At 65.2% G+C, this 26,812-nt stretch carries 22 protein-coding genes; 17 read left to right on the forward strand and 5 right to left on the reverse strand.

From position 1 onward, the window contains the following. The first annotated feature begins 143 nt into the window (after positions 1-143). The 5 genes from WFP36_RS05940 to WFP36_RS05960 all read left to right on the forward strand — a co-directional run bounded on the left by WFP36_RS05940 (position 144) and on the right by WFP36_RS05960 (position 6,196). Positions 144-467, forward strand: a complete 324-nt coding sequence (locus WFP36_RS05940) for a helix-turn-helix domain-containing protein (RefSeq protein ID WP_336978778.1) — start codon at positions 144-146, stop codon at positions 465-467. Between the two features lie 21 nt (positions 468-488). Next, the gene (locus tag WFP36_RS05945) at positions 489-2,132 is read left to right on the forward strand and encodes a SulP family inorganic anion transporter (RefSeq protein ID WP_336978780.1); all 1,644 of its coding nucleotides are present in this window, start codon (positions 489-491) and stop codon (positions 2,130-2,132) included. Between the two features lie 227 nt (positions 2,133-2,359). Continuing rightward, a complete protein-coding gene (locus tag WFP36_RS05950) occupies positions 2,360-2,974 on the forward strand; it encodes a hypothetical protein (RefSeq protein WP_336978782.1) in 615 nt (204 codons plus the stop codon). Positions 2,975-3,065: 91 nt separating this feature from the next. Beyond that, positions 3,066-4,304, forward strand: a complete 1,239-nt coding sequence (locus tag WFP36_RS05955) for an SGNH/GDSL hydrolase family protein (RefSeq protein WP_336978783.1) — start codon at positions 3,066-3,068, stop codon at positions 4,302-4,304. Between the two features lie 125 nt (positions 4,305-4,429). Further along, complete coding sequence (locus WFP36_RS05960) at positions 4,430-6,196, forward strand: sensor domain-containing diguanylate cyclase (RefSeq protein WP_336978785.1); 1,767 nt, start codon at positions 4,430-4,432, stop codon at positions 6,194-6,196. A gap of 10 nt (positions 6,197-6,206) precedes the next feature. Here the strand turns inward: WFP36_RS05960 and WFP36_RS05965 are convergent, their stop codons facing one another. Both WFP36_RS05965 and WFP36_RS05970 read right to left on the reverse strand, forming a co-directional pair. Continuing rightward, positions 6,207-6,605, reverse strand: a complete 399-nt coding sequence (locus WFP36_RS05965) for an acyl-CoA thioesterase (RefSeq protein WP_336978787.1) — start codon at positions 6,603-6,605, stop codon at positions 6,207-6,209. Between the two features lie 121 nt (positions 6,606-6,726). Then, the gene (locus tag WFP36_RS05970) at positions 6,727-8,811 is read right to left on the reverse strand and encodes a S9 family peptidase (RefSeq protein WP_336978790.1); all 2,085 of its coding nucleotides are present in this window, start codon (positions 8,809-8,811) and stop codon (positions 6,727-6,729) included. 44 nt (positions 8,812-8,855) lie between these two features. Here WFP36_RS05970 and WFP36_RS05975 point away from each other — a divergent pair, with 44 nt between their 5' ends. The 5 genes from WFP36_RS05975 (at position 8,856) to WFP36_RS05995 (ending at position 14,207) form a co-directional block, all read left to right on the forward strand. Then, the gene (locus WFP36_RS05975; RefSeq protein WP_336980020.1) at positions 8,856-10,655 is read left to right on the forward strand and encodes an aminopeptidase P family protein; all 1,800 of its coding nucleotides are present in this window, start codon (positions 8,856-8,858) and stop codon (positions 10,653-10,655) included. Positions 10,656-10,678: 23 nt separating this feature from the next. Next, positions 10,679-11,086: a cupin domain-containing protein gene (locus WFP36_RS05980; protein WP_336978791.1), complete on the forward strand. Its 408-nt coding sequence runs from the start codon at positions 10,679-10,681 to the stop codon at positions 11,084-11,086. A 209-nt stretch (positions 11,087-11,295) separates the two neighbouring features. Continuing rightward, positions 11,296-12,009, forward strand: a complete 714-nt coding sequence (locus tag WFP36_RS05985) for an EF-hand domain-containing protein (RefSeq protein ID WP_336978793.1) — start codon at positions 11,296-11,298, stop codon at positions 12,007-12,009. Positions 12,010-12,030: 21 nt separating this feature from the next. Further along, on the forward strand, positions 12,031-12,774 hold the full coding sequence (locus WFP36_RS05990; RefSeq protein ID WP_336978795.1) for a response regulator: 744 nt from the start codon (positions 12,031-12,033) through the stop codon (positions 12,772-12,774). Beyond that, complete coding sequence (locus WFP36_RS05995; protein WP_336978797.1) at positions 12,771-14,207, forward strand: sensor histidine kinase; 1,437 nt, start codon at positions 12,771-12,773, stop codon at positions 14,205-14,207. The genes WFP36_RS05990 and WFP36_RS05995 overlap by 4 nt, the downstream gene beginning before the upstream one ends. A 6-nt stretch (positions 14,208-14,213) precedes the next feature. Here the strand turns inward: WFP36_RS05995 and WFP36_RS06000 are convergent, their stop codons facing one another. From WFP36_RS06000 to WFP36_RS06010, 3 genes are all read right to left on the reverse strand, one after another. Continuing rightward, complete coding sequence (locus tag WFP36_RS06000) at positions 14,214-16,892, reverse strand: M1 family metallopeptidase (RefSeq protein WP_336978799.1); 2,679 nt, start codon at positions 16,890-16,892, stop codon at positions 14,214-14,216. A gap of 377 nt (positions 16,893-17,269) precedes the next feature. Beyond that, positions 17,270-18,709 (reverse strand): hypothetical protein, encoded by a 1,440-nt coding sequence (locus WFP36_RS06005; protein ID WP_336978801.1) that lies wholly within the window; start codon positions 18,707-18,709, stop codon positions 17,270-17,272. 92 nt (positions 18,710-18,801) lie between these two features. Then, positions 18,802-20,388 (reverse strand): helicase HerA-like domain-containing protein, encoded by a 1,587-nt coding sequence (locus tag WFP36_RS06010; protein WP_336978802.1) that lies wholly within the window; start codon positions 20,386-20,388, stop codon positions 18,802-18,804. Positions 20,389-20,489: 101 nt separating this feature from the next. On the opposite strand from WFP36_RS06010, the gene pabB reads away from it, so the two are divergent. The 7 genes from pabB to WFP36_RS06045 all read left to right on the forward strand — a co-directional run bounded on the left by pabB (position 20,490) and on the right by WFP36_RS06045 (position 26,788). Beyond that, positions 20,490-22,301, forward strand: coding sequence for an aminodeoxychorismate synthase component I (pabB, locus tag WFP36_RS06015; RefSeq protein WP_336978804.1), 1,812 nt, complete (start codon positions 20,490-20,492; stop codon positions 22,299-22,301). Beyond that, positions 22,298-23,473, forward strand: a complete 1,176-nt coding sequence (locus tag WFP36_RS06020) for a pyridoxal phosphate-dependent aminotransferase (protein WP_336978805.1) — start codon at positions 22,298-22,300, stop codon at positions 23,471-23,473. The genes pabB and WFP36_RS06020 overlap by 4 nt, the downstream gene beginning before the upstream one ends. After that, entirely contained in the window at positions 23,470-24,150 is a 681-nt protein-coding gene (locus WFP36_RS06025) for an RluA family pseudouridine synthase (RefSeq protein ID WP_336978806.1), read from the forward strand. The genes WFP36_RS06020 and WFP36_RS06025 overlap by 4 nt, the downstream gene beginning before the upstream one ends. Further along, complete coding sequence (gene arfB / locus WFP36_RS06030) at positions 24,143-24,553, forward strand: alternative ribosome rescue aminoacyl-tRNA hydrolase ArfB (RefSeq protein WP_054531524.1); 411 nt, start codon at positions 24,143-24,145, stop codon at positions 24,551-24,553. Before WFP36_RS06025 ends, arfB begins: the two co-directional genes overlap by 8 nt. A 126-nt stretch (positions 24,554-24,679) precedes the next feature. After that, complete coding sequence (gene rpmG, locus WFP36_RS06035) at positions 24,680-24,847, forward strand: 50S ribosomal protein L33 (RefSeq protein ID WP_054531523.1); 168 nt, start codon at positions 24,680-24,682, stop codon at positions 24,845-24,847. A gap of 63 nt (positions 24,848-24,910) precedes the next feature. Next, positions 24,911-25,582, forward strand: a complete 672-nt coding sequence (locus WFP36_RS06040; protein WP_336978811.1) for a LolA family protein — start codon at positions 24,911-24,913, stop codon at positions 25,580-25,582. Between the two features lie 411 nt (positions 25,583-25,993). After that, the gene (locus tag WFP36_RS06045) at positions 25,994-26,788 is read left to right on the forward strand and encodes an exodeoxyribonuclease III (protein ID WP_336978812.1); all 795 of its coding nucleotides are present in this window, start codon (positions 25,994-25,996) and stop codon (positions 26,786-26,788) included. The last annotated feature ends 24 nt before the right edge of the window (positions 26,789-26,812 follow it).

A 26,812-nucleotide genomic window follows, 5' to 3' on the forward strand; every position in this document is an offset into this window, starting at 1 on the left:
AAGTAGCGGGATCCCGGAACCCCCGCCTGCGCGGGGGCAGGCGGGGGTTCCGGGATGACGAGATGGAGGCTTCATGATGTTCATCTCTTGCAAATCCTGCATCCAAACACCTATATAGATGTTCTATACATCAGGAATCATACATGATCACTGCCCAGCAAATCCGCGCTGCCCGCGCGCTTCTCGGGATCGACCAGAAGCAGCTGGCCGAGCTGGCAGGCGTGTCCCTCCCCACGATCCAGCGGATGGAGGCGAGCGAGGGGCAGGTGCGCGGCACGGTGGATACACTGGTCAAGGTGATCGGCGGGCTTGAAAAGGCCGGGATCGAGATCATCGGCGAACATTCGCCCAGCGCCGGGATCGGCCGGGGCGTGCGCCTGCGCGAGACGATGGCGGGCGCTTCCAGCGGCGCGGATGCATCGCTGCTTTATGACAAGCAGGCCCCGCAACCGGCCCCCTGCCCCTAGTGGCAACCCGAGGCACGAATGATGGCCAGCCTGCCCCCCGCCTTCACCCCCAAGCTGATCACCGCCTTCCGCGAAGGCTACACCGCCGCGCGGTTGCGGGCCGATGCCATGGCGGGGCTGACCGTGGCGATCGTGGCCCTGCCGCTTTCCATGGCGCTGGCCATCGCCAGCGGCGCCTCACCCGACAAGGGGCTGGTAACGGCCGTGGTGGCGGGCTTCTTCATTTCCGCGCTGGGCGGATCGCGCGTGCAGGTGGGCGGGCCGACCGGCGCCTTCGTGGTGGTGATCGCGGGCGTGATCGCGCAGCACGGCTATTCCGGGCTGGTGCTGGCGACGATCCTTGCCGGGATCATCCTGATCGTGGCGGGCTATGCCCGGCTGGGCCAGCTGATGAAATTCGTGCCCATGCCGGTGGTGACGGGCTTTACCGCGGGCATCGCGGTGATCATCGCCTCCAGCCAGATCGGCGATTTCCTGGGCCTGCAGGCGGGCAAGGTTCCCGCCGAATTCCTCGGCAAATGGGAAGCCTATCTGAACGCCATCGGCACCACCAGCTGGCCCACGCTGGCGGTGGGCGCCGGATCGCTGGCGGTGATCCTGCTGCTCAAGCGGATCAATCCGAAGCTGCCCGGCTATCTGATCGCCATTGGCGTCGCATCGCTCGCCGTGCTGCTGCTCGGCCTGCCGGTGGAGACCGTGGGCGCACGCTTCCCCGACATGCCGACCAGCCTGCCCATGCCCGAAATGCCGCGCTTCACGCTGCCCATGCTGCGCGACGTGCTGCCATCGGCCTTCACTATCGCTTTCCTCGCCGGGATCGAGGCGCTGCTGTCCGCCGTGGTGGCCGACGGGATGACCGGATACAAGCACCGCCCCAATCAGGAACTGATCGGGCAGGGCGTGGCGAATCTCGCTTCCGCCCTGTTCGGCGGCTTGCCCGCCACCGGTGCGATTGCCCGCACCGCCACCAATATCCGCGCCGGCGCGCAGACGCCGATGGCGGGCATCTTCCATTCGCTGGCCCTGCTGGTGGTGCTGTTGGTGGCAGGCGGGCTGGTCGCCTATGTTCCCATGCCGGCGCTGGCCGCGATCCTGCTGATCGTGGCCTGGGGCATGAGCGAGGTGGAACGCTTCCGCATGCTGCTGCGCATGGAAGTGGGCGAGCGGGTGCTGCTGCTGCTGACCTTCGCGCTGACCGTGCTGGTGGACCTGACCGTGGCGATCGGCGTGGGCGTGACGCTTGCCTCGCTGCTGTTCATGGCCCGCATTTCCAGCGCCACGGGCGTGCTGGCCGACGATCTCAGCATCGAGGACCCGGGCCAGCGCGCCGCCCTGCCGCAGGGCGTGGAAGTGTTCCGCATCGCCGGGCCGATGTTCTTCGGCGTGGCGGGCGACATGCTGGATACGCTGACCCGCATCGGCCAGGTGCCGCGCGCGGTGATCCTGCGGCTGGACCGGGTGCCCTATATGGATTCCTCCGGCCTCTCCGTGCTCGAAACCTTCGTCCGCCAGGCGAAGGAGCGCGAGACGCGAGTGATCCTGTGCGACATGCAGCCCGCCGTGTGGGAAACGCTCGCCCGCGCCGAACCCCGCTTTGCCGGGGCCGAACGGGTGAAATCGCTGGACAGCGCCATTGCCCGGATCGACCGCCGCTCGACCGACTGAGGCCCATCGTCATCCCGGCCCTTCGTCAGGCTCAGGATAAACCTCCCGGTGGTCGCGCCGGGATCGCTGAAGGCTGGGTGCCAGGTAGCCAGCGGTCCCGGGTCAGGCCCGGGACGACGTCTCTCGCCGCGCTTGCGCTGCCGTCACACCGTTTCTGCGCCCCGCTCCTAGCGGGTGGGCGGCCATGCGTGGCACAAGCTGGCTCAAACAGATCGGAGAGAGAGGCCATGGCCAGCAAATACGAACAGGAAGTCTATGACTGCATGAACCCGACGCTCGACCTGATCGAGCGGACGGAAAACCCGCTGCACCGCGCGATCCTGCTCAATTACTGCCGCCACGTACATCTGGAAGGCGCGGCGATGTTCAAGGAAATCACTGCCGACGACATGATGGCCGACGATCCCGTCTATCACGTGTGCTGGGGCGACAATCCGGTGCAGGTCCACGGCAAGCAGGGCGTGTTCGATTTCTATTCGTCCATCGGCGACATCGTGCTGTGGAACAGCGGCGACCAGGTGGCCGTGGCCGATTGGGGCATTGCCGACGAGATGTGGTTCCACCAGATGTCCACCGGCGCGGAACTGGCCAAGATCGGCATCAAGGCGGAAAAGGAAGACGGGCTCTATCTCGTCTCCAGCCGCCAGGCCTTCATCTGGCCCTATAATGACAAGGCGCTGCTGACGGGCGAGCACCTGTATGAAGACAAATCCACCCTCACCATCGAGGAAATCGACCCGGCCGAATATATGACGCCCGAGCGCGTGCGCGAGATTCACCGCGAATGCCTCGCCGATCTGGAACAGCGCTTCGGCCCGAATTACTGGGTCTACAAGGGCTGAGCGTGGGCGACGCTCAAAGGCAAGTCTTGCGCATCCCCCATGTGCCATTCCATGATGCGGCAAAATCCGCATGAGAGGAAGGAATTGGGGGATGCGTTTTAACCGATTGACGGGCGCGGGCCTTGCCGCCGCCGCACTCAGCCTTGCCGCAGCTTCGCCCGCGCAGGCCGAATGGGTGGCAAGCTGGGCTGCCGCGCCCCATGCGCCGCTGGGCACGGAAGGGCCCTTTGCCGCCGCTTCCTATGACAATGTCACGCTGAGCCAGATCCTACGACTGAGCGAAGGCGGCACCAGCGTTCGGCTGCGCTTTTCCAATCGCTATGGCCCCGGCCCGCTGGAGATCGGCGCGGCGCGGATCGTGCGGATCGACGATGCGGGCAAGGAAGTGCCCGGCACTTCGCGCATGCTGACTTTCGGCGGCGAAGCCGGGGCAGTGATCCCGCGCGGCGCGCCTTTTGTCAGCGACGCGGTCAAGCTGCACCTGCCCGATCTGGCGCGAGTGAAAGTGGAATTCTACCTGCCCAAGCCGACCGGCCCCTGCACCTGCCACCTTACCGGCATGGACGAACTGGCCGTGTCGCCCCCCGGCAATCACGTAGGCAAGGCCTTCGAGCCCGTGTCCAAGGCGCAATACCGCGCTTTCCTGAGCGTGGTTGAAGTGGATTCGCCCGATGCGCTGGGCACGATCGTGACCTTCGGCGATTCGATCACCGACGGCGTAGGTTCCACTCCCGGCGCCAATCGCCGCTGGCCCGATATCCTTGCCAACCGGTTGCAGGACGCGGGCAAGGAATGGGCCGTGGCCAATACGGCCATCAGCGGCAACCGCATCCTCAGCCCCGGCATGGGCGAAGCGGCGCTGGCCCGCTTCGACGAGGACGTGCTGAGCCTGCCCAACGTGAAATACATGATCGTGTTCGAAGGGGTGAACGACATCGGCAACCGCTTCGGCGTGCGCAGCGGCGGGCCGCAGCTGCCGGGGCTGGACCAGCCGCAGATCACGGTCGAACAGATGATCGCCGGCTACAAGCAGATCATCGCCCGCGCCCATGAAAAGGGCATCAAGGTGATCGGATCGCCCATCGGCCCCTACAAGGGCGCCAGCTACTGGTCCGAAGAAGGCGAGGCGGCGCGCGAAAAGATCAATCAATGGATCCTGACCGGCGGCGCCTTCGACGGGATCGTGCGGCTCGACACCGCCTTTGCCGACCCTGCCGACCCGCGCCAGATGCGAGAGGGCTATCACATGGGCGACCACCTGCATGGCAGCGATGCCGGGCTGAAGGCTGTGGGCGATTCCATCGACCTGAAGCTGTTCAAGGCGCGCTGATCGACCGCGACGGGCGGGAGCGAAGTCGGGCGGCGCGAAAGTGCTGCTCGGCTCGCCGCATACTTAACTCCGGGTAAACTTCTCGGGCCTAGGCCGCCTTCATGGGGATAGGTGGTTTCAGGCGCATGCTCGCATGCCTTGCGGTGCTGATTGCGTCCGCCCTTGCCCTTTGCGCGCCCGCTGCGGCGCATGAAGAGGGGGTGGCGGCGATTGCGCCCACATGCCATGCCTTCAGCCCCGCCGGCACCACTTACGTGCAGTTGGCCGCCGATCCCGATGCCTGGATCTGCAATTCCACTCATTGGAAGGATAGCCAGCCGGCCGGATGGCTGCGCTTCGATGCCAGCGCCTGGCAGGGCAAGGAACTGCCCCTGACGCTAGTCACCCGCGTGACCAAGTTCGACCGGCTGAGCATTCTGGCCGTGGATGCCGATGGCACGGCACGGGCGCTGAACTTCTCGCCGGAGCAGGTTACGCCGCGCGCGGGCCGCTCGGTCTTTTCCGCGCCGCTGCCCCGCGTCTCGGCAAATACGGTGGCAGTGGTGGTGCGGTTCGAACGGCCGTGGAACGCCGCCGTCCTCTCCGATGCGCGCCTGTCCGCCGAAGCCGGTGCGGGAAACTGGCCGATTGCCGTGATGGTGGGGTTCGGCATGCTGGCCGGGCTGCTCTTCGCGCCGCTGATCTTCGATATCGCGCTCTATTCGGTGCTGCGCCAGCGCTTCATCCTGTGGCACGTCACCATGGTGCTGGCGATGATCGGCTATGTGACGAGCTTTTCCGGCCTGATCGTGCTGTTCACTGACCTAGGGGTGGTGACGCTGGCCAAGATCAACGGCTTCACCCCCGCGCTGGCCGTGGGGCTGGCAGGCTTCTTCCTGGCGGATTTCCTCGAACCCGATGCCCTGAGCAAGCGAATGCGGCTGGCAGTGCGGGTCGCCAGCCTGCTGGTGATCCTGGGGCCGGGGCTGATTACCCTGCACCCGCCCTTCCTCGATTACCGGTCCCACCAGTTCTATTTCATCGGCTATCTGCCCGCGCTCCTGCTCCAGCTGGCGGCCATGGCGCAGGCGCTGCGCCGCCGCAGCCGCTCGGTGAAGTTCCTGATCGCCGCCTGGACCCCGATCATCCTGTGCGGGGTGGAGCGGATCGCGCGGGGCGTGGGCCTGTATGGCGCGCCCGAACTGGTTGATGAGTTGATCTATGCAGCACTGGTGGTGGAAGTGATCATTTCCGCCGTGGGCGTGGCCGACCGCATGATGGGCCTGCGCGACCAGCGCGACACTGCCCGCACCCGCGCGCAGGTGCTGGAAACGCTGGCCGATCACGATCCGCTGACCGGCCTGCTCAACCGTCGTGCGATCGAGCCGCGCTTCCACCAATTGTGCGAACACGGCTTCGGCACATATGCCCTGCTCGATCTCGATCACTTCAAGGCAATCAACGACCTGCACGGCCATGCCATGGGCGACGAAGTGCTGCGCGCAACTGCCCGCAGCCTTGCGCCCGACGAGGATACGCTGGTGATGCGGCTGGGCGGGGAGGAATTCCTGCTGCTGCTGCGCGGCCCCGATGCCCGCGCCCGCGCCGAACAGCGCCGCCAGATGCTGCCACTTAGGATCGCGGAGGAAGTGCCGGGGCTCAGCCGCCTTGTCACCGCGAGCATGGGCGTGGTGGAAGGCCCGCCCGAGGCCATGGGCGCGAGTTCCTTCCGCGCGCTCTATTCCCGTGCGGACAAGCTGCTCTACGAAGCCAAGCAGGCCGGCCGCAACCGCACTATCGGCGAGAAGCTGACCCTGTTCGACGCCCATGGGAAAGACCGGCGGGGCGGCGACCGGCGCCGACAGGATCGGCGCATGGACGAACGCACCACGGAACGTAGCAAGAGCGCCTGAGGCGACCCCGTCACTCCGCCATGAAGGGCCCGGAAATTTCGGGCGTTATCCGCTGCGGCCGGCCTGTTTCCCGGTCGATCATCGCCCAGATCGAGCGCACCTTGACGATCGGCTTGCCCACCGCATTGGTGAAATCGACGCAGCGCAGGAAGCGCGCGCCCTGCGGCGGATCGGGAATGAAGGTGCGCCCCGTCACTTCCTCCCCTTCCACGATATTGCCGCGATAATCGATCTCGTGCCGGGTCACGAACCAGACATATCGCGCCTGATGCTCCGTCGGGGCAACCGCTTCCCAATGGGCCGTGGCGATGTCCTGCACCCATTGCAGCCACACCATGTTGTTCACATGGCCATTGAAGTCGATGTGCTCCGGCCCGGCAGTGAAGGTGAGAGTGAAGGAGTTGCTCATTGGGGGTTCCCGAACCAAACGCCCGTTCGTCCTGAGCTTGTCGAAGGATGCACGCATTGGCCAGCGTCAAGGCGGCCGTGGCGCACATGCTTCGACAGGCTCAGCATGAGCGGATAATGGATTATTCCGCCACTCCCAATTGCCACAGGATGAAGGCGAATTCTTCCGCCGTTTCCTTCAGACTCTCGAACCGGCCGGACTTGCCGCCATGGCCCGCACCCATATTGGTCTTGAGGATCAGCTCGTTGCTGTCGGTTTTCAACTCGCGCAGCTTGGCCACCCACTTGGCCGGTTCCCAATAGGTCACGCGCGGATCGTTGAGGCCGGCGGTCACCATGATCGGCGGATAGGCCTGCGCCTTCACCTGATCATAGGGCGAATAGCTGCGGATCAGTTCGAAGGCCGCCTTGTCCTCGATCGGGTTGCCCCATTCGGGCCATTCGCCGGGCGTCAGCGGCAGGGAGGCGTCCAGCATGGTCGCCAGCACGTCCACAAAGGGCACATGCGCCACCACTGCGCCCCACAGGCCGGGGTCCGAATTGACCACCGCGCCCATCAGCTCGCCACCTGCCGAACCGCCGGAAATGCTGATCCGCCCTGCCTCGGTAAAGCCGTGAGCGATCAGGCCCTGCGCCACATCCACGAAATCGTTGAACGTGTTGGTCCGCCGTTCCAGCTTGCCCGCCTTGTACCAGGCGCGGCCCAGATCGTCGCCGCCGCGAATATGGGCGATGGCATAGGCAAAGCCGCGATCCACCAGGCTGAGGCGCGTGGTGGAGAAGCCCGGCTCGATCGAAATGCCATAGGCGCCATAGCCGTAAAGGTGCAGCGGACCGGGCGAGGCGCGATCCTTGCGATAGACCACGCTGACCGGGATTTTCGTTCCATCCCGCGCGGCGATCTCCAGCCGCTCGGTCGCATAGAGCGAGGCGTCGTAGCCCGAGGGGATTTCCTGCACCTTGAGCAGTTCGAGGCTGCGATCCGCCACGGTGTAATCATAGACCGAGCGCGGGCTGACCATGCTTTCATAGGACAAACGAAGCTTGTCCATCGCCCATTCGGGATTGTCGCCCAGCCCGGCGACATAGCTCGCCTCGGGGAAAGTGATCGGCTCGATCCGCGCCGGATCGTCGTAATAGCGCAGTTCCACCTGATCGAGCCCGGCGCGGCGACCCTCGATTACGTAGAAATCCCTAAAGAGATCGTAGCCAGTCAGGTAGAACTCGTCCGACCCTTCGATCAGAGTCGTCCAGTTGCCCGGATCGGCCAAAGGCGCGGTGGCGAGGCGGAAATTCTCATGCGTGTCGTTGGCGTGGATAAACAAGGTGCCGTCGCGCTCGTCCACGTCATATTCGACGCCTGCCTGCCGCGCCCTGACCAGAATCGGCGTGGCCAGCGGATCGTCGGCCGGGATCAGCCGCGCCTCGCTCGTCTCATGGTCTCCGGCGGAGATGATCACCCATTTCTCATTGGCCGACAGGGTGGAGCCGACGCGGAAGCCTTCATCATCTTCGTGATACAGTTCCACATCCTCTTCCAGCGGCTGGCCCAGCCAGTGCAGGCGGACATTGTCCGTGCGCCACTGTTCATTCGCCAGCGAGTAGATCAGGCCCTTGTCGCCCGCGACCCATACCAGCGAGGAGAGCGTGCCGGGGATCGTGTCGGGCAGCAATTCGCCCGTCGCCAGATCCTTGATCCGCACGGTGAAGCGTTCGGAGCCGTTATCGTCCACCGCATAGGCCAGCATCATGCCGTTCTGGCTGACCGACAATGCGCCGAGGCGGAAATATTCAAGGTCGCCCGCCAGCGCGACCTCGTCCAGGATCAGTTCGTCCGCGCTGCCATCGTCGGGCGCGCCCAGGGGGCGGCGCCACCATTTCTTGTATTCCGCGCCTTCCTCGAATTCGATCCAATAGAGCCAGTTGCCGTCCTTCTGCGGCACGGACTTGTCCGCTTCCTTGATGCGGGCGCGCATTTCGGTGAACAGGCTGTCGATCAGCGGCTGGTGCGGCTTCATCCGCGCTTCGAACCACGCATTCTCCGCCTCGAGATGGGCGAGCACGTCCTTGTCGGTCACGTCCGGATAGAGGGGATCGCGCAGCCATGCGTAGTGGTCGGCCACGGTGATGCCGTGATGCGTGACGGAATGGGGCTTCTTCGCCGCGAGAGGCGCGGTGACGGGCGTTGCGGGTGTGGTATCGGCCATGATCCCGCCCTATGTTGGTGCGGAAAGGACCGCAAGCAATGCTGATGCAAACACACGAAGCCCGCCTGACCGCCCTGAGGAAGGAACTCGCCTCACGCGGCCTCGACGGCTTCGTGGTGCCGATCAGCGACGAGCATATGAGCGAATATGTCGGCGCCTATGCCCAGCGCCTTGCCTGGCTGACGGGCTTTGGCGGGTCGGCGGGAACGGCGGTCGTCCTTGCCGACAAGGCGGCGATCTTCGTCGACGGGCGCTACACATTGCAGGTGCGCGATCAGGTGGACGGCGCCCATTGGGAATATCAGGGCGTGCCCGAGACCAGCCCCGCCAAATGGCTGGGCGAGAATGCGCCCGATGGCGCGACCATCGGCTATGATGCCTGGCTCCATTCCAAGGGCTGGGCCGAGGCCGTGGCCCGCGCGCTGGCGCCCAAGGGCAGCAGGCTTGTCGCGGTGGACAGCAATCCGGTGGATGCCGTGTGGCAGGACCGGCCCGAGCCCTCGCTCGCCCCCGCCCTCGTCCATGACGATGTCTATTCCGGCAAGCCCAGTGCCGAAAAGCGCGCCGAGCTGGGCGAATGGCTCAAGACCTATGGGCTCGACGCAGCGGTGATCGCCGCGCTCGATTCCGTCGCCTGGCTGCTCAACATCCGCGGCACCGATGTGGAGCGCACGCCGGTGACCCTGTCCTATGTCGTCGCCCATGCGGACGGCACGGCCGATCTGTTCATCGCGCCCGAAAAGGTCACGCCCGAATTCATCGCCCATCTGGGCAATGCCGTGCGCCTGCGCGACAAGGCGGACTTCGTGTCCGCGCTGGAAGAACTGCACGGCAAGCGCGTGGCGGCCGATCCCACCAATTGCGTGGCGGGCATCTTTGCCGCGCTCGACAATGCGGGCGCGGTGGTGGTCGAAACCGGTGATCCCTGCGTGCTGCCCAAGGCGATCAAGAACCAGGTCGAACTGGACGGCCACCGCGCCGCGCAGGCGCGTGACGGGGCGGCGGTTACGCGCTTCCTTCACTGGCTGTCGGTCGAAGGGCCCAAGGGGACCGTCACCGAAATGTCCGCGGCGGAAAAGCTGCACCAGTTCCGCCGCGAATGCGGCGATTTGCGCGACCTGTCCTTCGACACGATTTCCGGCGCGGGGCCGAATGGGGCCATCGTGCATTACCGCGTCAGCGAGGAGACCAATCGCAGGCTCGATCCGAACAGCGTCTATCTGGTCGATTCGGGCGGGCAATATCCCGATGGCACCACCGACATCACCCGCACCATATGGATCGGGCCGGACGAGCCGCCGCATGACGTGAAAGACCGGTTCAGCCGCGTGCTGCGCGGCAATCTGGCGCTGGCCACCCAGACCTTTCCCACTGGCACCACCGGCAGCCAGCTCGACACGCTGGCCCGGCAGTTCCTGTGGCGGGCCGGGTTGGATTACGCCCATGGCACCGGCCACGGCGTGGGCAGCTTCCTGTCCGTCCATGAAGGGCCCCAGCGCATTGCAAAGGCACGCGGGGCGCAGGCGGGCGGCGAGCAGGAATTGCTGCCCGGCATGATCCTTTCCAACGAGCCAGGCTATTACAAGACCGGCGAATACGGCATCCGGGTGGAAAATCTGGTGGTGGTGGAAGAACGCCACATCCACGGCGCGGAAGGGGCATGGCTGGGCTTCGAAACGCTCACTCTGGTGCCCATCGACCGCCGCCTGATCGACCTCGATCAGGTGACCGATAATGAGCGTGCCTGGTGGGACTTCTATTGCGCACGCATCTGGGACGTGATCTCTCCCCAGCTGGAAGGCGAGGTACTCGCCTGGCTGGAGGAGCAATGCGCGCCGCTCTGACGGCACAAAAAGGGAGAGGCCCCATGGCCAGGCACGTGCCGGAAACCAACCCGATCCATCTGGGCAGGGGCGCCAGCGCGATCCCGCAGCCCGAGTTTCCGCGCGATGAGCGGGCCATGCAATGGTATGCCGATTATGCCGCCCGCCACGGGGAAGACGGCGCGGAGGGGCGGCTCGTCTCGCTGTTCCGCTTCGCCGGGGACTGGCCCGGCTGGGAAATGCACCCGGCGGGCGATGAAGTGGTCGTCTGCCTGTCAGGCACCATGGAACTGATCCAGGAACTGGAAGACGGCACCCACGTGCATGCCCGCCTTGCCCCCGGCGAATATGCCATCAATCCAGCCGGCACATGGCATACGGCGAATATCGACCGCGAGGCCGCCGGCCTGTTCATCACCGCCGGCGAGGGCACCCAGCACCGCCCGCGTTGACCGCCGATGCCTCACCGTCTTGCCCCCCGATGAACACGCCCGTTCAGGCGCGACACTTTGCGACAAATTTGCCGCGCCCCGGCATAAACCAGCGACATGCGCACGGTAGAACCTGTCTCATGAGCTGCGGGGCCCGCTTCAGTCCCCTCCCTCCCACTGGGCCCCGCAGTTCCCCCAAACCGGATTTTCGGATTATGGAGCCCCTTACGATGCGCAAGATCACTCTCGCTCTTTCGGCGGCCGCGCTGGCAATGGCCGGCAGTGCCTGTGCCCAGACCGGCAATGCAGCCGATGGTCCGGGCATGCCCCCGCAGACGCGCGCCGAAGTTGAAAAACACGCCGATGCGATGTTCGCCCTGATGGACGTGAACAAGGACGGCAAGCTTGATGCCAAGGACCGTGAAGCCCGCGACGCGGAACGCTTCAACAAGATCGACAAGGACGGCAACGGCCAGATCAGCCGCCAGGAATTCGCCGATGCCCGCCCCGGCGGTCCGGAGGGCCCCGACATGCGCGGCCCCGGTGGGCCCGAAGATCACGGCGGCCACCGCATGGGCATGGCCCCCGGCGGCCCCGACGGCCCGCCCCCGCCGATGGACGGCAAGGACGGTCCCGGAAAGGGCGCTCCCGGTAAGGGCGGCCCGGGCAAGGGCATGAAGGGCCATCCCGGCATGGCCTTCGGTGGCCCCGGCCCGATGATGGACCCGCAGGCAGCCGACGCCAACAAGGATGGTGCGATCTCGAAGGAAGAATTCAAGGCAGCCGCCCTTGCCCGTTTCGACAAGATCGATACCGACCATGACGGCACTATTTCGAAGGCCGAGCGCAAGTCCGCCAAGCAGGCACACAAGGGCGATCGCAAGGGCCACAAGGAAGAATGGCGCGCCATGCGTCAGGCGCCGGACGGCAAGCCCGGCGAATAAGAAGGCAGAAGGGGGCCCGATATGACCAGCGAGAATGCGGCACCGATCCGCATCCTGCTAGTGGACGACGAACCGGGCCTGCGCGAGCCCCTGGCGGAGTATCTCACCCGCCAGGGGTTTGCCGTGACCCAGGCCGCCAGCGCGGCCGAGGCGCGCACCCTCCTGCTCAATCACACGCCCGAACTCGTCCTGCTGGACATCATGATGCCCGGCGAGGACGGGCTTTCGCTCTGCCGCCATCTGACGGAAGCGAAAGACCTTCCCGTCATCCTGCTGACCGCCAAGGGCGAGGCGATGGACCGCATCGTGGGCCTGGAAATCGGGGCCGACGATTATGTGGTGAAGCCCTTCGAACCGCGCGAGCTGGTGGCCCGGATCAAGAGCGTGCTGCGCCGTGCCGGGCGCAGCGGCCCCGCGCCGCAGGAAGATGCCCATTACGAATTCGAAGGCTGGCGGCTCGACCCGGTCAAGCGCCGCCTGACTGACCGGCAGGGCGTGCTGGTGCCGATCTCCTCGGCCGAGTTCCGCCTGCTGGTCGCCTTCCTCGACCATCCGCGCCAGGTAATGGACCGCGACCGGCTGCTCGACATGGTGCAGGGCCGCGAGGCGCATCTGTTCGACCGGGCAGTCGACAATCAGGTCAGCCGCCTGCGCCGCAAGATAGAGGAGGATTCGCGCGAGCCCCGCCTGATCCAGACCGTGCGCGGCGGCGGCTATGTGCTGGCCACCGATGTACGCCGCACACTGCCGGGAGCGGCTGCGTGAAGCTGCGTCTCTATCCCCGCAGCCTGCTGGGCCAGATGCTGCTCGCCGTGGCCGTGGCGCTGCTGGTGGCGCAGGCGATCTCCGCCGCCCTGCTCTATCGCGCTTCCGAACAGCGCCGCCAGATGGGCGTGGCCAATGGCCTGGCCTTCCAGCTCGTATCCGAGCCGCGCATCGATTACCGCGAGACAGGGCCGAACCGCGCCTCCGCAGACCGGCGGGAGGATGACCGGCCAGAGGAAGACCGGCCCCGGCGCTGGCAGCGCCTGCGGGTGGAACACACGAAGATCAGCCCGCTGCGCCCCGGCGAGAGCCGCGACACGGCGCGCGAGGAGCAATTGCGCGTCATTCTGGCCGAACAGGGCATCGAACCGGCTCAGCTGGTCGTGACGACCCGCGACGTGGCGGACGATCCCTATGTCGAACAGCGCCTGCGCGACCGCGAGAAATGGCGTATCCGCCCCGAATGGGCCGACCGGGACCTGATCGTCGCCGGCTTGCAGCGCAAGGGCGAGACGGGCTGGACCGTCGCCCGCATGCCGCATCCCGCGCCCGAACCCGGCGCGCTGGGCGGGATCATCGGCCAGACCATGATCATCTATGCCATGCTGGTGGGCGGATTGGCCCTGCTGCTGCGCCGCATTACCCGGCCGCTGGCCGCACTGACCCGCCGGATGGAGCAATTCGCCCGCACGCGCGAAACCGATGGGCAGTTGCAGCCCGCCGGACCCGACGACACCCGCCGCCTGATCGAGGCGCATAACGCGATGGAAGCCCGCATCGCCGCCCTGCTCGACGAGAAGGACGTGATGCTGGGCGCGATCGGACACGATCTGAAGACCCCGCTCGCCGCCCTGCGCGTCCGCATCGAATCGGTGGAAGACCAGACCGAGCGCGAGCGCATGGCCGCCACGATCGAGGACATCACCCGCACGCTGGACGACATTCTGTCGCTCGCCCGCGTGGGCCGTCCCTCCGACCAGCCCGAGACCACGGACCTTGCCGCCCTGACCGCCTCGGTAGTCGAGGAGTTCGAGGATATGGGCGAGGATGTGGAATTCGGCGAAACCAGCCGGATCGCCGCACTGATCCGGACCACCTGGCTGCGCCGGGCGCTGCGCAATCTCGTCGCCAATGCCCTGCGCTATGGCGGAGGCAAGGCGCGCGTCTCGCTGCTGCGCGAAGGCAGCATGGCCGTGCTGCGCGTGGAGGATGACGGGCCGGGCATTCCAGAGAACGAGATCGACGCGATGATGGAACCCTTCCGCCGCGGCGAAACCTCGCGCAACCGGGTGACGGGCGGCTCCGGGCTGGGCCTCACCCTCGCTCGCGCCATTGCCGACCAGCATGGCGGCAGTCTGCGGCTTGCCAATCGCCACGGGTCCGGCGGCGAGGTGAAGGGCCTCACCGCCGAAATCCGCGTTCCGCTGGCCTGACGCGCCCTATTTGGCGGAGATCAGCGCCGAACGGGCAGCACCGCCGCGCGCGGCGACCAGTGCGTCGCAAGCGCGGATTTCTTCCATCGTCCGCTCGAAAGGCAATTGGGCAGGCGTATTGGCGACCAGTTCCGCGAACTGGGTCTCGAACTCGCCGGCCCGCTTGGCCGAACAGAAGCCCGAAAGCATGCCGGGGATCGAACGGGTGACGAAAATGCCGCCCATCTGCTGCACCAGATCGCGGTAATTTGTCCGCAGCCATTCCGCGCCGAATTCGCGCGTCTGCTCGCGGCGCAGCACCCCGGTGATCAGGCGCAGCTTCTCGGTCGGGCGCAGCCTTTCATCCTTGAAACCGTTCAGCAGCCAATCCGCGATCTTCCTGTCCCCCCTTTCGGCCAGCGCGCCGAGAGCGGCGGGGCGGAACACCGGATCCTGCGAGGCAAGCGCGCGGCTGGCAAGGTCCTTCACCCGGGCAAGATCGCCATCCTCGATATAGACGTCCAGCGCTTCGGGCAGGAAGGCAGGGTCCAGCGCGGCCTCATCGCCGCCCAGATAGGCGCGGGCAGCCTTGAGGAGAGTCGCACGGACGCCCGCGTCACGGGCCTGGAAGGTGAGGCGGGAGACCAGCCGCTCGCGCCGTTCGCTCGCTTCGGCATCCTCGCCGGCATGGGCGCCGCGCCGGGGATCGAACCCGATCTCCTTGAGCTGCCCGGCATAGAGGCCATCCACCAGATTGCGGAACGCGGTTTCCGACTTGCCTTCCAGCAGCCCGCCCATGTCGAGCAGAGCCAGTGTCTGTCCCGCTTCGCCAAAGGCGTAGGAATCGGGATTGACGGAAAGCTTGCGGGCAAGCGCGATCAGCTGCGCAGGCGTTGCGCGCCCGGCAAGGAAGCTTGCGCGCAGGCTGTCGGCCAAGGTCTGCGCCTCGCCGCCCTTCAGCGTATCTGCCGTGGCGATCAGCCGGTCCCACTCTTCGGCGGGCAGTTCGAACCGGTAATAGCCCGTGCCGCCGGCATTGGGCAGCAGCGCGCCGTCTCCGCCCAGCGTGAAGGGCATGGCCTTGTCGGCCAGCAGCTCGCATTTGCGTTCGGCGTCCGATCCCACCCGGCGCATGCACAGCGGCACCTGCCATTGCACGTCCGGCCCCTTGCTGCCGAAGCGGACATAGCGGCTCTGGCTGACGGTATAATCGCCCTGCGAACCCTTGACGGTGACGAGCGGCACGCCCTGCTGTTCGACAAAGCCCTTCATTGCCGAAACGATACGCGGATCGCCCGCAGCCCCCGCTAGGGCGGAGAAGAAATCGTCGCCCGTGGCATTGCCGAAGGCGTGGTTGGCAAGGTGCTGGCGCACGCCGTTGCGGAACTTCTCTTCGCCCATGAAGGCGGCGATCATCGCGATGACATGGCCGCCCTTGCCATAGGTGATCGTGTCGAAGGCCGCATCGATCTGACCGTTGGTGAGGATCGGCTGGCGGATCGGACGCCCCACTACCAGCGCATCGGTGCCCATCGCATCGAAGCCTTCGCCCAGCGCGCCTTCCCACACACGCAGATCGGGCCGCCACTGATCCGCCACGTAATAGCCGATCCAGGTGGCGAAGCTCTCGTTCAGCCAGATATCGTCCCACCATTCCGGAGTAACGAGATCGCCGAACCACTGGTGGCCCAGTTCATGCGCCAGCACCATGCCGGCGACGCGCTTGGCCGAAACCGGGGCGCCTTCATCCATCATGATGATGCCGTCGCCATAGAGCACGGCCCCGGCATTCTCCATCGCGCCGGGCATGATCGGCGAAGTGATCTGGTCCAGCTTCTCGTAAGGATAGGGAGAGCCGAAATAGCGTTCCAGCAGCGGGATGATCTTCGCCGTGGCATCCAGCGCGAAGGCGCTCTGCTCCGCATTCTGCGGCGTGGTGATCAGGCGCTGGGCCAGGGGCGAGGGGCGTTCGGGCGTTGCCGGGATGGTCCCTTCGGCCACCGCGAAGGGCCCGACCATGAAGGCCGCCAGATAGGTCGGCAACGGCTTGGTCTGGGCATAATGATGCACCTCCCAGTCGCCATCGACTGCGGTGGAAACTTCCGGCGCGTTCGACACGGCCACCAGGCCGCGCGGCGTGCGCAGAGTGACCGTGAAGGGCACCTTGAAGCCGGGCTCGTCGAATGAAGGGAAGGCCTGACGGGCATCGATCGACTGGAACTGCGTCCAGGCAAACCACTGATCGCCTACCTTGGTGCGGAAAATGCCCGCAGGCCCTTCATTGAACGCGTGGCTATAGGTAAATTCCAGAAGGGCCGCGCCTGCCGGAAGCTGTTCGTCGAACACCAGCCGCCCCACGCCCGTCTCGTCCAGCTGGGTCCAGCGCCCGGCATAGGCCTTCCCGCCAATGGTGGCCGTGGCCGACAGCAGGGTGAGATCGAGCCCGTGCAGGTCGATATAGCGTGCCGGCCGGGCAATCGTCACATCGATCTGGGTGCGGCCCGAATAGGTTTCCTGCGCGGGGTCGATCGCCAGGTCCAGCCGATAGGCGGAAGGCACCACGGCATCGGTCAGCCGCCCCGCAGGCACCGGCCCGAGCGCCTCGACCGCGGCAAGTTCGGCGGATTTCTCCTGCGCCAGTGCGGGCTGGGCCACGCAGGCAAAAGCGGAAACGAGGAACGAGGCGGCAAGCAGTCTGGCGCGCATGGATAGCCTTTGCAGGTGACGAACGGGAATCCCCCGGGAATCTCCTGCCTCACCTGAAAAGGATGCGATTTCAACCGTAACTTTCAGAAAGGGGCGCAGGGATCGACGAGGGGCGTTGAGCGGCGTCCAGATTGCTTCGGCCAGATTGTTTCGGCAGTCTTTGCCTAAAACCCGAAGGCGACAAAACCGCTCTTCACGGTAGTGAATGACCCACCGGTGCCAAGCTGCGGACTTGCCAGTAGATCGAGGCCATCGAATTGCCGGATTGTATCCGGATCGATTGTGATCGGAGGGATGATATCCTCTGCCACGGCATAGAGTTTCTCGATCGTCTCAGCGATTACTATTGCAGGGCACATAATCGACCTCCGAAGCGCCTATTCACTCAATCTGATACGAACATCCGGCGTCGCCTGCCTGAAGGCAGCTGCCAGTTCGGTCTTGGTCTTCGCTTTGATCAACGCGTCGTAAGCTGCTTTCTGGCGCGCGTTCCTATTCGCGGGAGGTGGGAATGCCGCATCGGCCAACTTCTTCAGTTTGTCCGCCGCGAGATCGCTCTCGCCCGGCCCGTTCTTCACCTTGTTCCAGAGCTGTTCGAACGACGCCTCCCTTACGGCCGTAACTTCCGACCGCGCGGCGGAATATTTCTCCGCATTGAGCAGCAGCTTCTGAGTGGCGGCATCGACATCCGCCTGCAGATAGGAAATGCACTGCTCGATCAACGGGCTGGACTGGCCCGACGAGAGGCGCGGAGGCGGGTCGCGCAGTACGCTCAAGCAGAAGAGCAATGTTTCCGAATTATCGTCGAAGTTCATCGCCACGATGTCCTTCACGACCGTACTGACATCGCCGACGCTGCCCGGACTGGCGCGATTCAAACCGCCCTGTGCGATGGCATCGGCGACCGTTGAGACCGAGACTCCGCCGGTATCGATCGCCTTCTTCACTGTCTCGAAATTGGAGCGCGCCGCCTCGGCATCCTTGCTTGCCTTCGACTTGGCGGACTTGAGTTCATCGCATTTGGGAGCCTCTTCCTTCTGCTCGTCCGTGAGATCCGTGCCGGCCTCGGTTGCCTCGGCAATCGCGGTGCAGGATTTGCCCTCGCCGAATTTCTCGTCATAGGCGGACTTGGCCTTTTCCTCCGCTTCTTCAGCTTCTTCCTTGGCCTTGGCCAACCGGTCGAATACCGCGATCGCATCTCCGCCAAGGCCCCCCGATGCCGAACCGCCAGTCTTGAGCACAACCGGGCTGGGCGTGACGGCCCCCGTCAACTGCTCGATCGCCAGGATCGACACCATCAGCCGCTGATCGCGAATGGCCTGAACCGACAATTCCGTCGCGCCGATTCCATCGTTCAGATAACGCTCGCAGGTGCGGTACATCAGCTCGCGCAGCATGTTCATCGTCTGGGTGCGCGGAATGCTCGAACCTGTCTCGTTCGAGGTGGCGGCGGCCTGCATGGCGGCCTGAACCGCCTTCGGATCGGACGCTTCCTGCCCGAACGAACCGGAAGCCGAGAAGGACTGCGCCAGCACGGAAAACACATCGGGGCTCGGCTCGGCACAGAAGCGGCGGAACTCGCTGGTCAGTTCCTCCTGCCTGACCGTGCCGTCGGCAGCTTCCGACCTGATTATCGTCGTCTTCTTTTCGCCCTGCGTCGTCAGAATAGCGCGCTGCTTGGCGTCGATCGCGATGACCTGATCGACTTCGTTGCTCAGTTCCTTCTTGCGGAAAGCAACTTTATTGTTTGCCACGCAACCGGAGAGCAATATCCCGCCCAACAGCAGAGCGCACGAGAAATTCCTGATTTTGTTCATGAATTGCCCCCAATTGAAACGACTCGTCATTTCAATTCATGGACAATCTATTCCAAAATTACATTCAGGCAATTAAGTATTCTATACAAATTCTATCGCATCAACCCGCCAATGAGATTGCGCACGAAGCGGCCCGCCAAGGGCCCGGCAAGATCGGTGGCGATCGAGCCGGCGGCGGCAGTCACACCTGTCTTCATCGGGTCGGCGCGCGATTTGCGGCCGGAAATGGTCGCGGCGGCGATGCTGGCGGCGGAGCCTGCCACGGCGCCGGTCGCCCGCTTGGTGGCCTTGCCGAAGATCGCGCCCCAGATGGACGTGCTGGTGCGTTCGCGCCGGCTCACTTCCTCCTCACCCTTTTCCGCCACTTCCTGCGCGGTGGCGGCGGCGTCTGCAGCCTTCTGCGCCAGCACTTCCTCCGCGCTCTCGCGGTCGATGCGTTGATCGTATTTCCCGTCCACCGGACTGATCGAGCGGATGATCGCACGTTCCTTTTCCGTCACCGGCCCCAGGCGGGAGCGGGGCGGCTTCACCAGCGTGCGCTGCACCACCGAAGGCGCGCCGTCTTCCATCAGGGTGGACACCAGCGCTTCGCCCACTTTCAACTCGGTGATCGCCTGCGCCACGTCGAGATCGGGATTGATGCGGAAGGTTTCGGCCGCCGCCTTGATCGCCTTCTGATCGCGCGGCGTGAAGGCGCGCAGGGCGTGCTGCACGCGGTTGCCCAGCTGGCCAGCCACTTCCTCGGGAATGTCGATCGGGTTCTGTGTGACGAAATAGACGCCCACGCCCTTGGAGCGGATCAGGCGCACTACCTGTTCGATCTTGTCCTGCAGGGCCTTGGGCGCATCGTCGAACAGCAAGTGCGCCTCGTCGAAGAAGAACACCAGCTTCGGCTTTTCCGGATCGCCCACTTCGGGCAGCGTCTCGAACAGTTCGGCCAGCAGCCACAGCAGGAAAGTGGCGTAGAGCTTGGGGCTGCGCATCAATTTGTCGGCCGCCAGCACGTTGATGTAGCCGCGCCCCTGATCGTCCACTTTCAGGAAGTCGTTTATCTCCAGCGCCGGTTCGCCGAAGAACTGCGCCCCGCCCTGGCTGTCCAGCGTCAGCAAGGCGCGCTGGATCGTGCCGACGCTGGGCTTGGTGATATTGCCGTATTTCGCGGAAAGCTCCCCGGCATTTTCCGCCGCATGGGCCAGCATCGCCTGCAGATCCTCGAGGTCCAGCAGCAGCAGGCCCTGTTCGTCGGCATAACGGAAGACGATGTTGAGCACGCCTTCCTGCGTTTCGTTGAGGTCCATCAGGCGGGAGAGCAGCAGCGGGCCCATCTCGCTGATCGTGGTGCGGATCGGGTGGCCCTGTTCGCCGTAAAGGTCCCAGAACACCGCCGGATTATCGGAATAGGCATAATCCTCCATGCCCAGTTCCTTTGCCCGCGCCTCAAGGATCGCGGCATTCTTGAAGGTGGGGGAACCGGCCATGGAAATACCCGCAAGGTCCCCCTTCACATCGGCAACGAATACCGGGACGCCCTCGGCCGAAAAGCTCTCGGCCAGGCCCTGCAGGGTCACGGTCTTGCCGGTGCCGGTCGCGCCCGCGATCAGCCCGTGGCGGTTCGCCCGCGAAAGAGTGAGGACCTGCCTTTCACCATTGGCGCCGAGGCCGATGAAAATGTCACCCATGGGTATCCGGCTCCCTGAAATTGCTGCCGCATGGTGATGCTGATGCACTCACGCGCGGTCAAGCGCTCGACTTGCGCGGGAAACTTACTAAAGCCGGGCGCATGGCCACGCGGCAACCCTTTGTTCTGTTCGATGACGCGCGCGAGCATGGTGCGAGCGACGCGCAACTGTTCGAAAACCCGCGCGCGATCTTTGTCGCGCGCCGCCCGGAGGAAGTCACCGCCGTGCTCGAAGCGGCCGAGACGGCCCGGCGCGAGCAGGGCGGGACGCTGGCCGGATATTTAGCCTATGAGGCTGGCCTTGCGCTTGAGCCCCGGCTGATGCCGCTGGCAGAGGCCCGCACCGGTGGGGCGGGGCCGCTTGTCTGGCTGGCCCTGTTCGACGATCCGCAGATCATCCCCGCCGCCGACGTGCCGCGCTGGCTGGAAGACCATGCCGGGGAAGGCGCCCCTCCCTCGATCGGCCCGATGCAGCCGCAGATCTCGACCGGCGCCTATATCGAGCAGTTCAACCGGCTGCAGGAAGCGATTCAGGCCGGCGATATCTACCAGGCCAATTTCACCATGCAGCTTTCCGGATCGACCCGGGGCGATCCGCTGGCGCTCTATGCCGCGATTCGCCCTTCGGCCAATGCCGGCTATGGCGGGGTGATCTTCGACGGATCGCACTGGCTGCTGTCGTTCAGCCCGGAACTGTTCTTCAGCCTGAAAGGCGATGCGGCGCGCTGCAAGCCGATGAAGGGCACTCGCCCGCGCGGCCGCGACGCGGCGGAAGACGCTGCCTTGGCCGAGGAACTGGCCGCTTCGGTCAAGGACCGGGCGGAAAACCTGATGATCGTGGACCTGATGCGCAACGACGTCAGCCGGGTTGCAGTGGCGGGCACGGTGCGCGTGGAAAAGCCGTTCCTCGTGGAAACCTATCCCACCGTCCACACCATGACCACCACGGTCTGCGCGCAATTGCAGCCCGGACTGGGCGCGATGGACATGATCCGCGCCCTGTTCCCCTGCGGATCGATCACCGGCGCGCCGAAGATCCGCGCGATGGAACTGATCGACGAGACCGAGCGCGACGTGCGCGGCCCCTATTGCGGCGCCATCGGCCGGATCGCCGCCAATGGCGACGCCGCCTTCAACGTGGCCATCCGCACGATCCGCCTGACGCCGGAAGAAAACGGCTGCGGCACGGCGGTAATGGGCGTGGGCGGCGCCATCGTGGCCGACAGCACCGCCATGTCCGAATGGCGCGAATGCCTGGTGAAGGCCGATTTCGTGCGGCAGGCCGCCGCCGGGTTCGACCTGATCGAGACGATGGGCTTCGATCCCGAAAAGGGCATCCCGCTGCTGGAACTCCATCTCGAACGGTTGAAGGCCAGCGCCGCCGAACTGGGCTTCGCCTTCGATCGCCATGCGACGCGCAACCAGATTCAGGCCTTGTGCTTCGAACTGGAAGAACCCGCCAAGCTGCGCCTGCTGCTGGCGCGCAGCGGGGCGACCACGCTGGAAACCGGGCCAGTGCCCGCCCCGCCCGCCGGGCCGATGCGCTGCGCGCTGGTGCCGCTGCCGGTCGTCACCGGGGACTGGCGCCTGCGCCATAAATCCACCGACCGCGCCTTTTACGAAATGGCCTTCGATCTGGCGAAGCAAGCGGGCGCGAACGAAGCACTGCTGCTGCGCGACGACGGGCTGATTACCGAAGGCAGCTTCACCAATATCTTTGTCGAACGGGATGGTATGCTGCTTACCCCGCCGCTCCGGCTCGGCCTGCTGCCCGGCGTGCTGCGCCGTTCGCTGATCGATGCAGGCAAGGCGGTGGAGGCGGAGCTTACCGTGGCCGATCTTGCGGAGGGTTTCCTGCTGGGCAACGCCACGCGCGGATTGATGGCCGCACAACTTATGGAGAATGGCCAATGAGCTCGCCGCACCTTTCGCAGGCGCTCTCCCGCATCGAACCATCGCGCACCACGGCGATGACCGACCGCGCGACCGAACTGCGCGAACAGGGCCGGGATATCATCTCCCTTTCCGTAGGCGAGCCCGATTTCGCCACTCCCGCCCATGTGATCGCGGCGGCCAAGGCGGCGCTGGATGCGGGGCAGACGAAATATACTCCCGTCACCGGCACGATGCGACTGAAGGAAGCCGCCGCGCTGCATTTCAAGCGCGATCTGGGGATCGAGGCCGATCCGAAACAGGTGATCGTCAGCGCAGGCGGCAAGCAGGCGATCTTTCATGCGCTGCTCGCCACGCTCAGCCCCGGCGAGGAAGTGATCGTGCCCGCGCCCTGGTGGGTCAGCTATCCGCAGATCATCCGCTTTGCCGGTGGCCGCGTGGTGCCGCTGATCACCCGTGCGAAAGACAATTTCCGCTTCAGCCCCGCCGATGTGGAGGCGCTGATCACGCCGCAGACGCAGTGGCTGATGCTCAACAGCCCCGGCAATCCCACGGGCGCGGTCTATCCCGCGGAAATGCTGCTGGGCATCGGCGAAGTGCTGCGCCGCCATCCGCGCGTGCTGGTGCTGTCCGACGATATCTATGCGCCGCTGATCTATACCGGCCAGCCACATGCGACCCTGGCCAATCTCTGCCCTGACCTTGCCGACCGCATCTGCACTGTCTCGGGCGTGTCGAAGAGCCACGCGATGACCGGCTTCCGCATCGGCGTGGCGACGGGCCCGGAATGGCTGATCTCTGCCATGGGGCGGCTGCAATCGCACAGCTCGGGCAATCCCGCCTCGATCAGCCAGGCCGCTGCCGTGGCCGCTTTCGAAGGGCCGCAGGAGTTCTTGGGCGAATGGCGCGAACGTTTCCGCGCGCGGCGCGACATGGTGGTGGGTGCGATCAACGCGATCCCCGGCCTGTCGACCCCGGTGCCGGACGGCGCCTTCTATTGCTTCATCGACGCGGCGCCCTTGATGGAGCGTTTCGGCGACGATGAGGCGCTGGCGATGCATCTGCTCGATCATGGCGTGGCAGTGGTCGCCGCATCGGCTTTTGGCGGGCGCGACGGCTTCCGCATCAGCTTTGCCGCCGACGATGCCGTGCTGGCGGAAGCCATGCGGCGCATTGCGGGGGCGCTGGCATGAGCCGCTGGTCGAACCTTGCCGACCGCATCCTGTTCGAAGATGCCGAAGCGCTGGTGATCGACAAGCCGGGCGGCATGCCGCTCGACCGGCCACGCGCCGGGGGCGAATCGCTCGACGATCATCTGGGCGAATTGCGGCTGGGCTTCCAGCGCGCGCCCGCCCCCGCGCACCGGCTCGATATGGATACGTCCGGCTGCCTGCTGCTCGCCCGCAATCCCAAGGCCCTGAAGCGATTCTCGCAGGCCTTCGAGGAACGGCGAGTGGAGAAGACCTATCTCGGCATCCTCGCCGGCGAAGTCGCGCAGGAAGAAGGCACAGTGGAACTGTCCCTTTCCAAGATCAGCAGCGCGGCCGATGGCTGGCGCATGATCCCGGCCAGGAAGGGCAAGCCCGCTGTCACTCACTGGCGGCGAATCGCAGTGAAGAACGGCGTGACGCTGGTGGAGTTCAAGCCGATCACCGGGCGCACGCACCAGATTCGCGTCCATGCCGCATCGGGCATCGGCTTCCCGCTGGCGGGCGATCCCGTCTACGGCAAGCGCGATTCGCGCGTGGGGCGCACCATGCTGCACGCATCGGCCCTGCTGCTGGAGCGCGAGGGGAAGGCCCCGATTGCCGCCGCCGCGCCGATGCCCGCCGATTTTGCCGTGTTCGGCTTTACTGGCGGCGATGACTGAGGACGATCTCGTTCCGCGTGCGCTGGCGCTGGCGGAAGAGAGCTTCATCGCCGCATCCGGCCCCGGTGGGCAGAACGTCAACAAGGTCGCCACGGCCGTCCAGCTGCGCGTGAATGTCTATGCGCTGCGCCTTTCGCCGCCCGTCTTCCACCGGCTGAAGGAACTGGCGGGCAGCCGGATGAATGCGAAGGGCGAAATCGTGATCGCCGCCCGCAATCACCGCACCCAGGAAATGAACCGCGCCGATGCCCGCGCGCGACTCACACAGCTGCTGGAAGAAGCCCAGCGTGAGCCGAAGAAGCGCGCCAAGAGCCGCCTGAACCGGATAGGCAAGGAAGCGCGTCTACAGTCCAAGAAGAAGCGCGGCAGCGTAAAGGCCGGACGCGGCAAGGTGGAGTGGTAGAATGGCACCGTCGCGCTTGACTTTCGGCCACTTCTGACGCAATGGCCGCCCCCTGTAGGCGGTGCCACGCGCACCGCTTTGTTGTTTTGGCCCGCTGTGGCCATCAGATAGATTTAGGATAGAGCCATGGCGAAGCCCGCAACCGTCAAGATCCGGCTGGTCTCCACCGCCGACACCGGTTTCTTCTATGTGACCAAGAAGAACCCGCGCAACACGACCGAAAAGTTCAGCTTCCGCAAGTACGATCCGGTTGCTCGCAAGCACGTCGAGTTCAAGGAAGCCAAGATCAAGTAAGCTGAATTCCGGCCCGGTCCGGAATTCACGCACAGTTCAAGGCTTCGTGCTAACAGGCGGGGCATGAACACGATCTCTGCATTTTCGAAGAGCGCCATCCGCCCGGTCATTGCCGGTGCGCTGGCGCTCGCCGTGCCTTCGCTGGCACTGGCACCCGCTCTTCCCGCCCCTGCCGCGGCCGCCAGCGATGCGCGGCTGGATCAGGCGGTGGGCGCGCTGCGCGCAATCTCCACGCTCAAGGCGAACTTCACTCAGACGGACCGCAACGGCCAGCGAGTGAAGGGCGTGCTCAGCCTGAAGCAGCCCGGCCGGATTCGTTTCGAATACGAAAAGGGCGTGAACCTGCTGATCGTCGGCAATGGCAGTTCGCTGACCATGATCGACTATGACGTGGCGCAGGTGCAGCGCTGGCCGATCAAGAATTCGCCGCTTGGCGCCCTGCTGGACCCATCGCGCGATGTGGCCCAGTTCGGCAAGATCCAGCCGACCTCCAGCCCCGATATCGTCAGTATCGAGGTGAAGGACCCGAAGAAGCCCGAATATGGCGTGATCACCCTGATCTTCGTGAAGAAGCCGGGCGCGCCGGGCGGGTTGGAACTGGTGAGCTGGGTGGCACTCGATTCGCAGAATCAGCGCACCACCGTGCGCCTGTCCGACCACCGTTACGGAGTCGCGATTCCCGACTCGACGTTCAAGTGGCGCGACCCCCGCGTAACGACTCGTCGCCCGGGTTAAACGGCCTGACAGCAAGCCGAAACTGGCCTGCGATGAACTGCTTTCACCTGTTCAGGAGGCAGCAATCTGAAGGACCCTAAAACAGTTTCACAAGGCGGCGCGAGGAGGGTTTCCCCCCTGTTGCCCTGACCTCCGCCAAGCAAGCTGCCTTGTACAGCGTGACGAACGCTCAAACGGAACCCTCGTCCCAATGCCCCCGGGACGGGGGTTCTTTGTTTTCCCATTCCGGCGGTCGTGCAGCCGTGCCGCTCAAGGCGAACGATGGTCCGCCGGGGCCGTGCCAGCCCGCTCCCCCACCCGGCCCCCCAGACAGCATAATTGCCAGCGTGGCCGGGTGGGGAAGCGGGACCCACCTCGCATAAGCACCCTCACCCTTGCCGCCCCGTTCCATCCCCCCTATCTCCCCCGGCCATGGTCAAGATCGCTTCCTGGAACATCAATTCGGTGCGCCTGCGCATGCCGATCGTCGAACGCTTCCTGCAGGAGGAGGCGCCCGACGTGCTCTGCCTGCAGGAAATCAAGACGATCGAAGAGAGCTTCCCGCACAAGGCATTCGACGAGCTGGGATATACCCACCGCGCGATCCACGGGCAGAAGGGCTATCACGGCGTCGCCACGGTCAGCCGCATCCCCTTGCGCGAATTCTCGCGGCATGACTGGCAGGACAATGGCGAGGCCCGCCATGTGGGCGTGGAACTGCTCGGGCCGGGCCAGGGCATGATCCTCGAGAACGTCTATATTCCGGCTGGCGGAGACGAGCCGGACCGCACGATCAATCCCAAGTTCGGGCAGAAACTCGATTTCTTCGAGCGGATGACCCGCTGGGCCGACACAGTGGACCGGCCAACCCTGATCGTGGGCGATTTCAATGTCGCCCCGCTCGAATGCGATGTGTGGAATCACAAGCAATTGCTCAAGGTGGTCAGCCACACCCCGATCGAAGTGGAAACCCTCCAGCGCTTCAAGGACGCGCATGGCTGGGTGGATATCGGGCGGGAACTGATCAAGGCGCCCGAACACTATTACAGCTGGTGGAGCTATCGCTCGCCGGATTGGAAGGCCAATGATCGCGGCCGCCGGCTGGACCATATGTGGGCCTCGCCCGAACTGGCGAAGCAGGCTGTCGGCCATTCCGTGCTGGAAGCGGCACGCGACTGGGACAAGCCGAGCGATCATGTGCCGCTGATCACGGAGTTTGCACTCTGAGCAATCCCTCGCCCTCGCGCCGGG

This window comes from Fulverythrobacter fulvus (assembly GCF_037154085.1).
In the GTDB taxonomy this organism is placed as follows: domain Bacteria; phylum Pseudomonadota; class Alphaproteobacteria; order Sphingomonadales; family Sphingomonadaceae; genus Andeanibacterium; species Andeanibacterium fulvum.

Excerpts from the sequence above, each read along its gene's own strand:
- WFP36_RS06040 (WP_336978811.1), top strand. The coding sequence starts at position 24,911 with ATGAACACGATCTCTGCATTTTCGAAGAGCGCCATCCGCCCGGTCATT.
- WFP36_RS05970 (WP_336978790.1), bottom strand. The coding sequence starts at position 8,811 with ATGGCCGATACCACACCCGCAACGCCCGTCACCGCGCCTCTCGCGGCG.
- WFP36_RS06005 (WP_336978801.1), bottom strand. The coding sequence starts at position 18,709 with ATGAACAAAATCAGGAATTTCTCGTGCGCTCTGCTGTTGGGCGGGATA.
- WFP36_RS05985 (WP_336978793.1), top strand. The coding sequence starts at position 11,296 with ATGCGCAAGATCACTCTCGCTCTTTCGGCGGCCGCGCTGGCAATGGCC.
- WFP36_RS06025 (WP_336978806.1), top strand. The coding sequence starts at position 23,470 with ATGAGCCGCTGGTCGAACCTTGCCGACCGCATCCTGTTCGAAGATGCC.
- WFP36_RS05945 (WP_336978780.1), top strand. The coding sequence starts at position 489 with ATGGCCAGCCTGCCCCCCGCCTTCACCCCCAAGCTGATCACCGCCTTC.
- WFP36_RS05940 (WP_336978778.1), top strand. The coding sequence starts at position 144 with ATGATCACTGCCCAGCAAATCCGCGCTGCCCGCGCGCTTCTCGGGATC.
- WFP36_RS05950 (WP_336978782.1), top strand. The coding sequence starts at position 2,360 with ATGGCCAGCAAATACGAACAGGAAGTCTATGACTGCATGAACCCGACG.
- WFP36_RS05955 (WP_336978783.1), top strand. The coding sequence starts at position 3,066 with ATGCGTTTTAACCGATTGACGGGCGCGGGCCTTGCCGCCGCCGCACTC.
- rpmG (WP_054531523.1), top strand. The coding sequence starts at position 24,680 with ATGGCGAAGCCCGCAACCGTCAAGATCCGGCTGGTCTCCACCGCCGAC.
- WFP36_RS05965 (WP_336978787.1), bottom strand. The coding sequence starts at position 6,605 with ATGAGCAACTCCTTCACTCTCACCTTCACTGCCGGGCCGGAGCACATC.
- arfB (WP_054531524.1), top strand. The coding sequence starts at position 24,143 with ATGACTGAGGACGATCTCGTTCCGCGTGCGCTGGCGCTGGCGGAAGAG.
- WFP36_RS05975 (WP_336980020.1), top strand. The coding sequence starts at position 8,856 with ATGCAAACACACGAAGCCCGCCTGACCGCCCTGAGGAAGGAACTCGCC.
- WFP36_RS06010 (WP_336978802.1), bottom strand. The coding sequence starts at position 20,388 with ATGGGTGACATTTTCATCGGCCTCGGCGCCAATGGTGAAAGGCAGGTC.
- WFP36_RS06020 (WP_336978805.1), top strand. The coding sequence starts at position 22,298 with ATGAGCTCGCCGCACCTTTCGCAGGCGCTCTCCCGCATCGAACCATCG.
- WFP36_RS05980 (WP_336978791.1), top strand. The coding sequence starts at position 10,679 with ATGGCCAGGCACGTGCCGGAAACCAACCCGATCCATCTGGGCAGGGGC.
- WFP36_RS05960 (WP_336978785.1), top strand. The coding sequence starts at position 4,430 with ATGCTCGCATGCCTTGCGGTGCTGATTGCGTCCGCCCTTGCCCTTTGC.
- pabB (WP_336978804.1), top strand. The coding sequence starts at position 20,490 with ATGGCCACGCGGCAACCCTTTGTTCTGTTCGATGACGCGCGCGAGCAT.
- WFP36_RS05990 (WP_336978795.1), top strand. The coding sequence starts at position 12,031 with ATGACCAGCGAGAATGCGGCACCGATCCGCATCCTGCTAGTGGACGAC.
- WFP36_RS06045 (WP_336978812.1), top strand. The coding sequence starts at position 25,994 with ATGGTCAAGATCGCTTCCTGGAACATCAATTCGGTGCGCCTGCGCATG.
- WFP36_RS06000 (WP_336978799.1), bottom strand. The coding sequence starts at position 16,892 with ATGCGCGCCAGACTGCTTGCCGCCTCGTTCCTCGTTTCCGCTTTTGCC.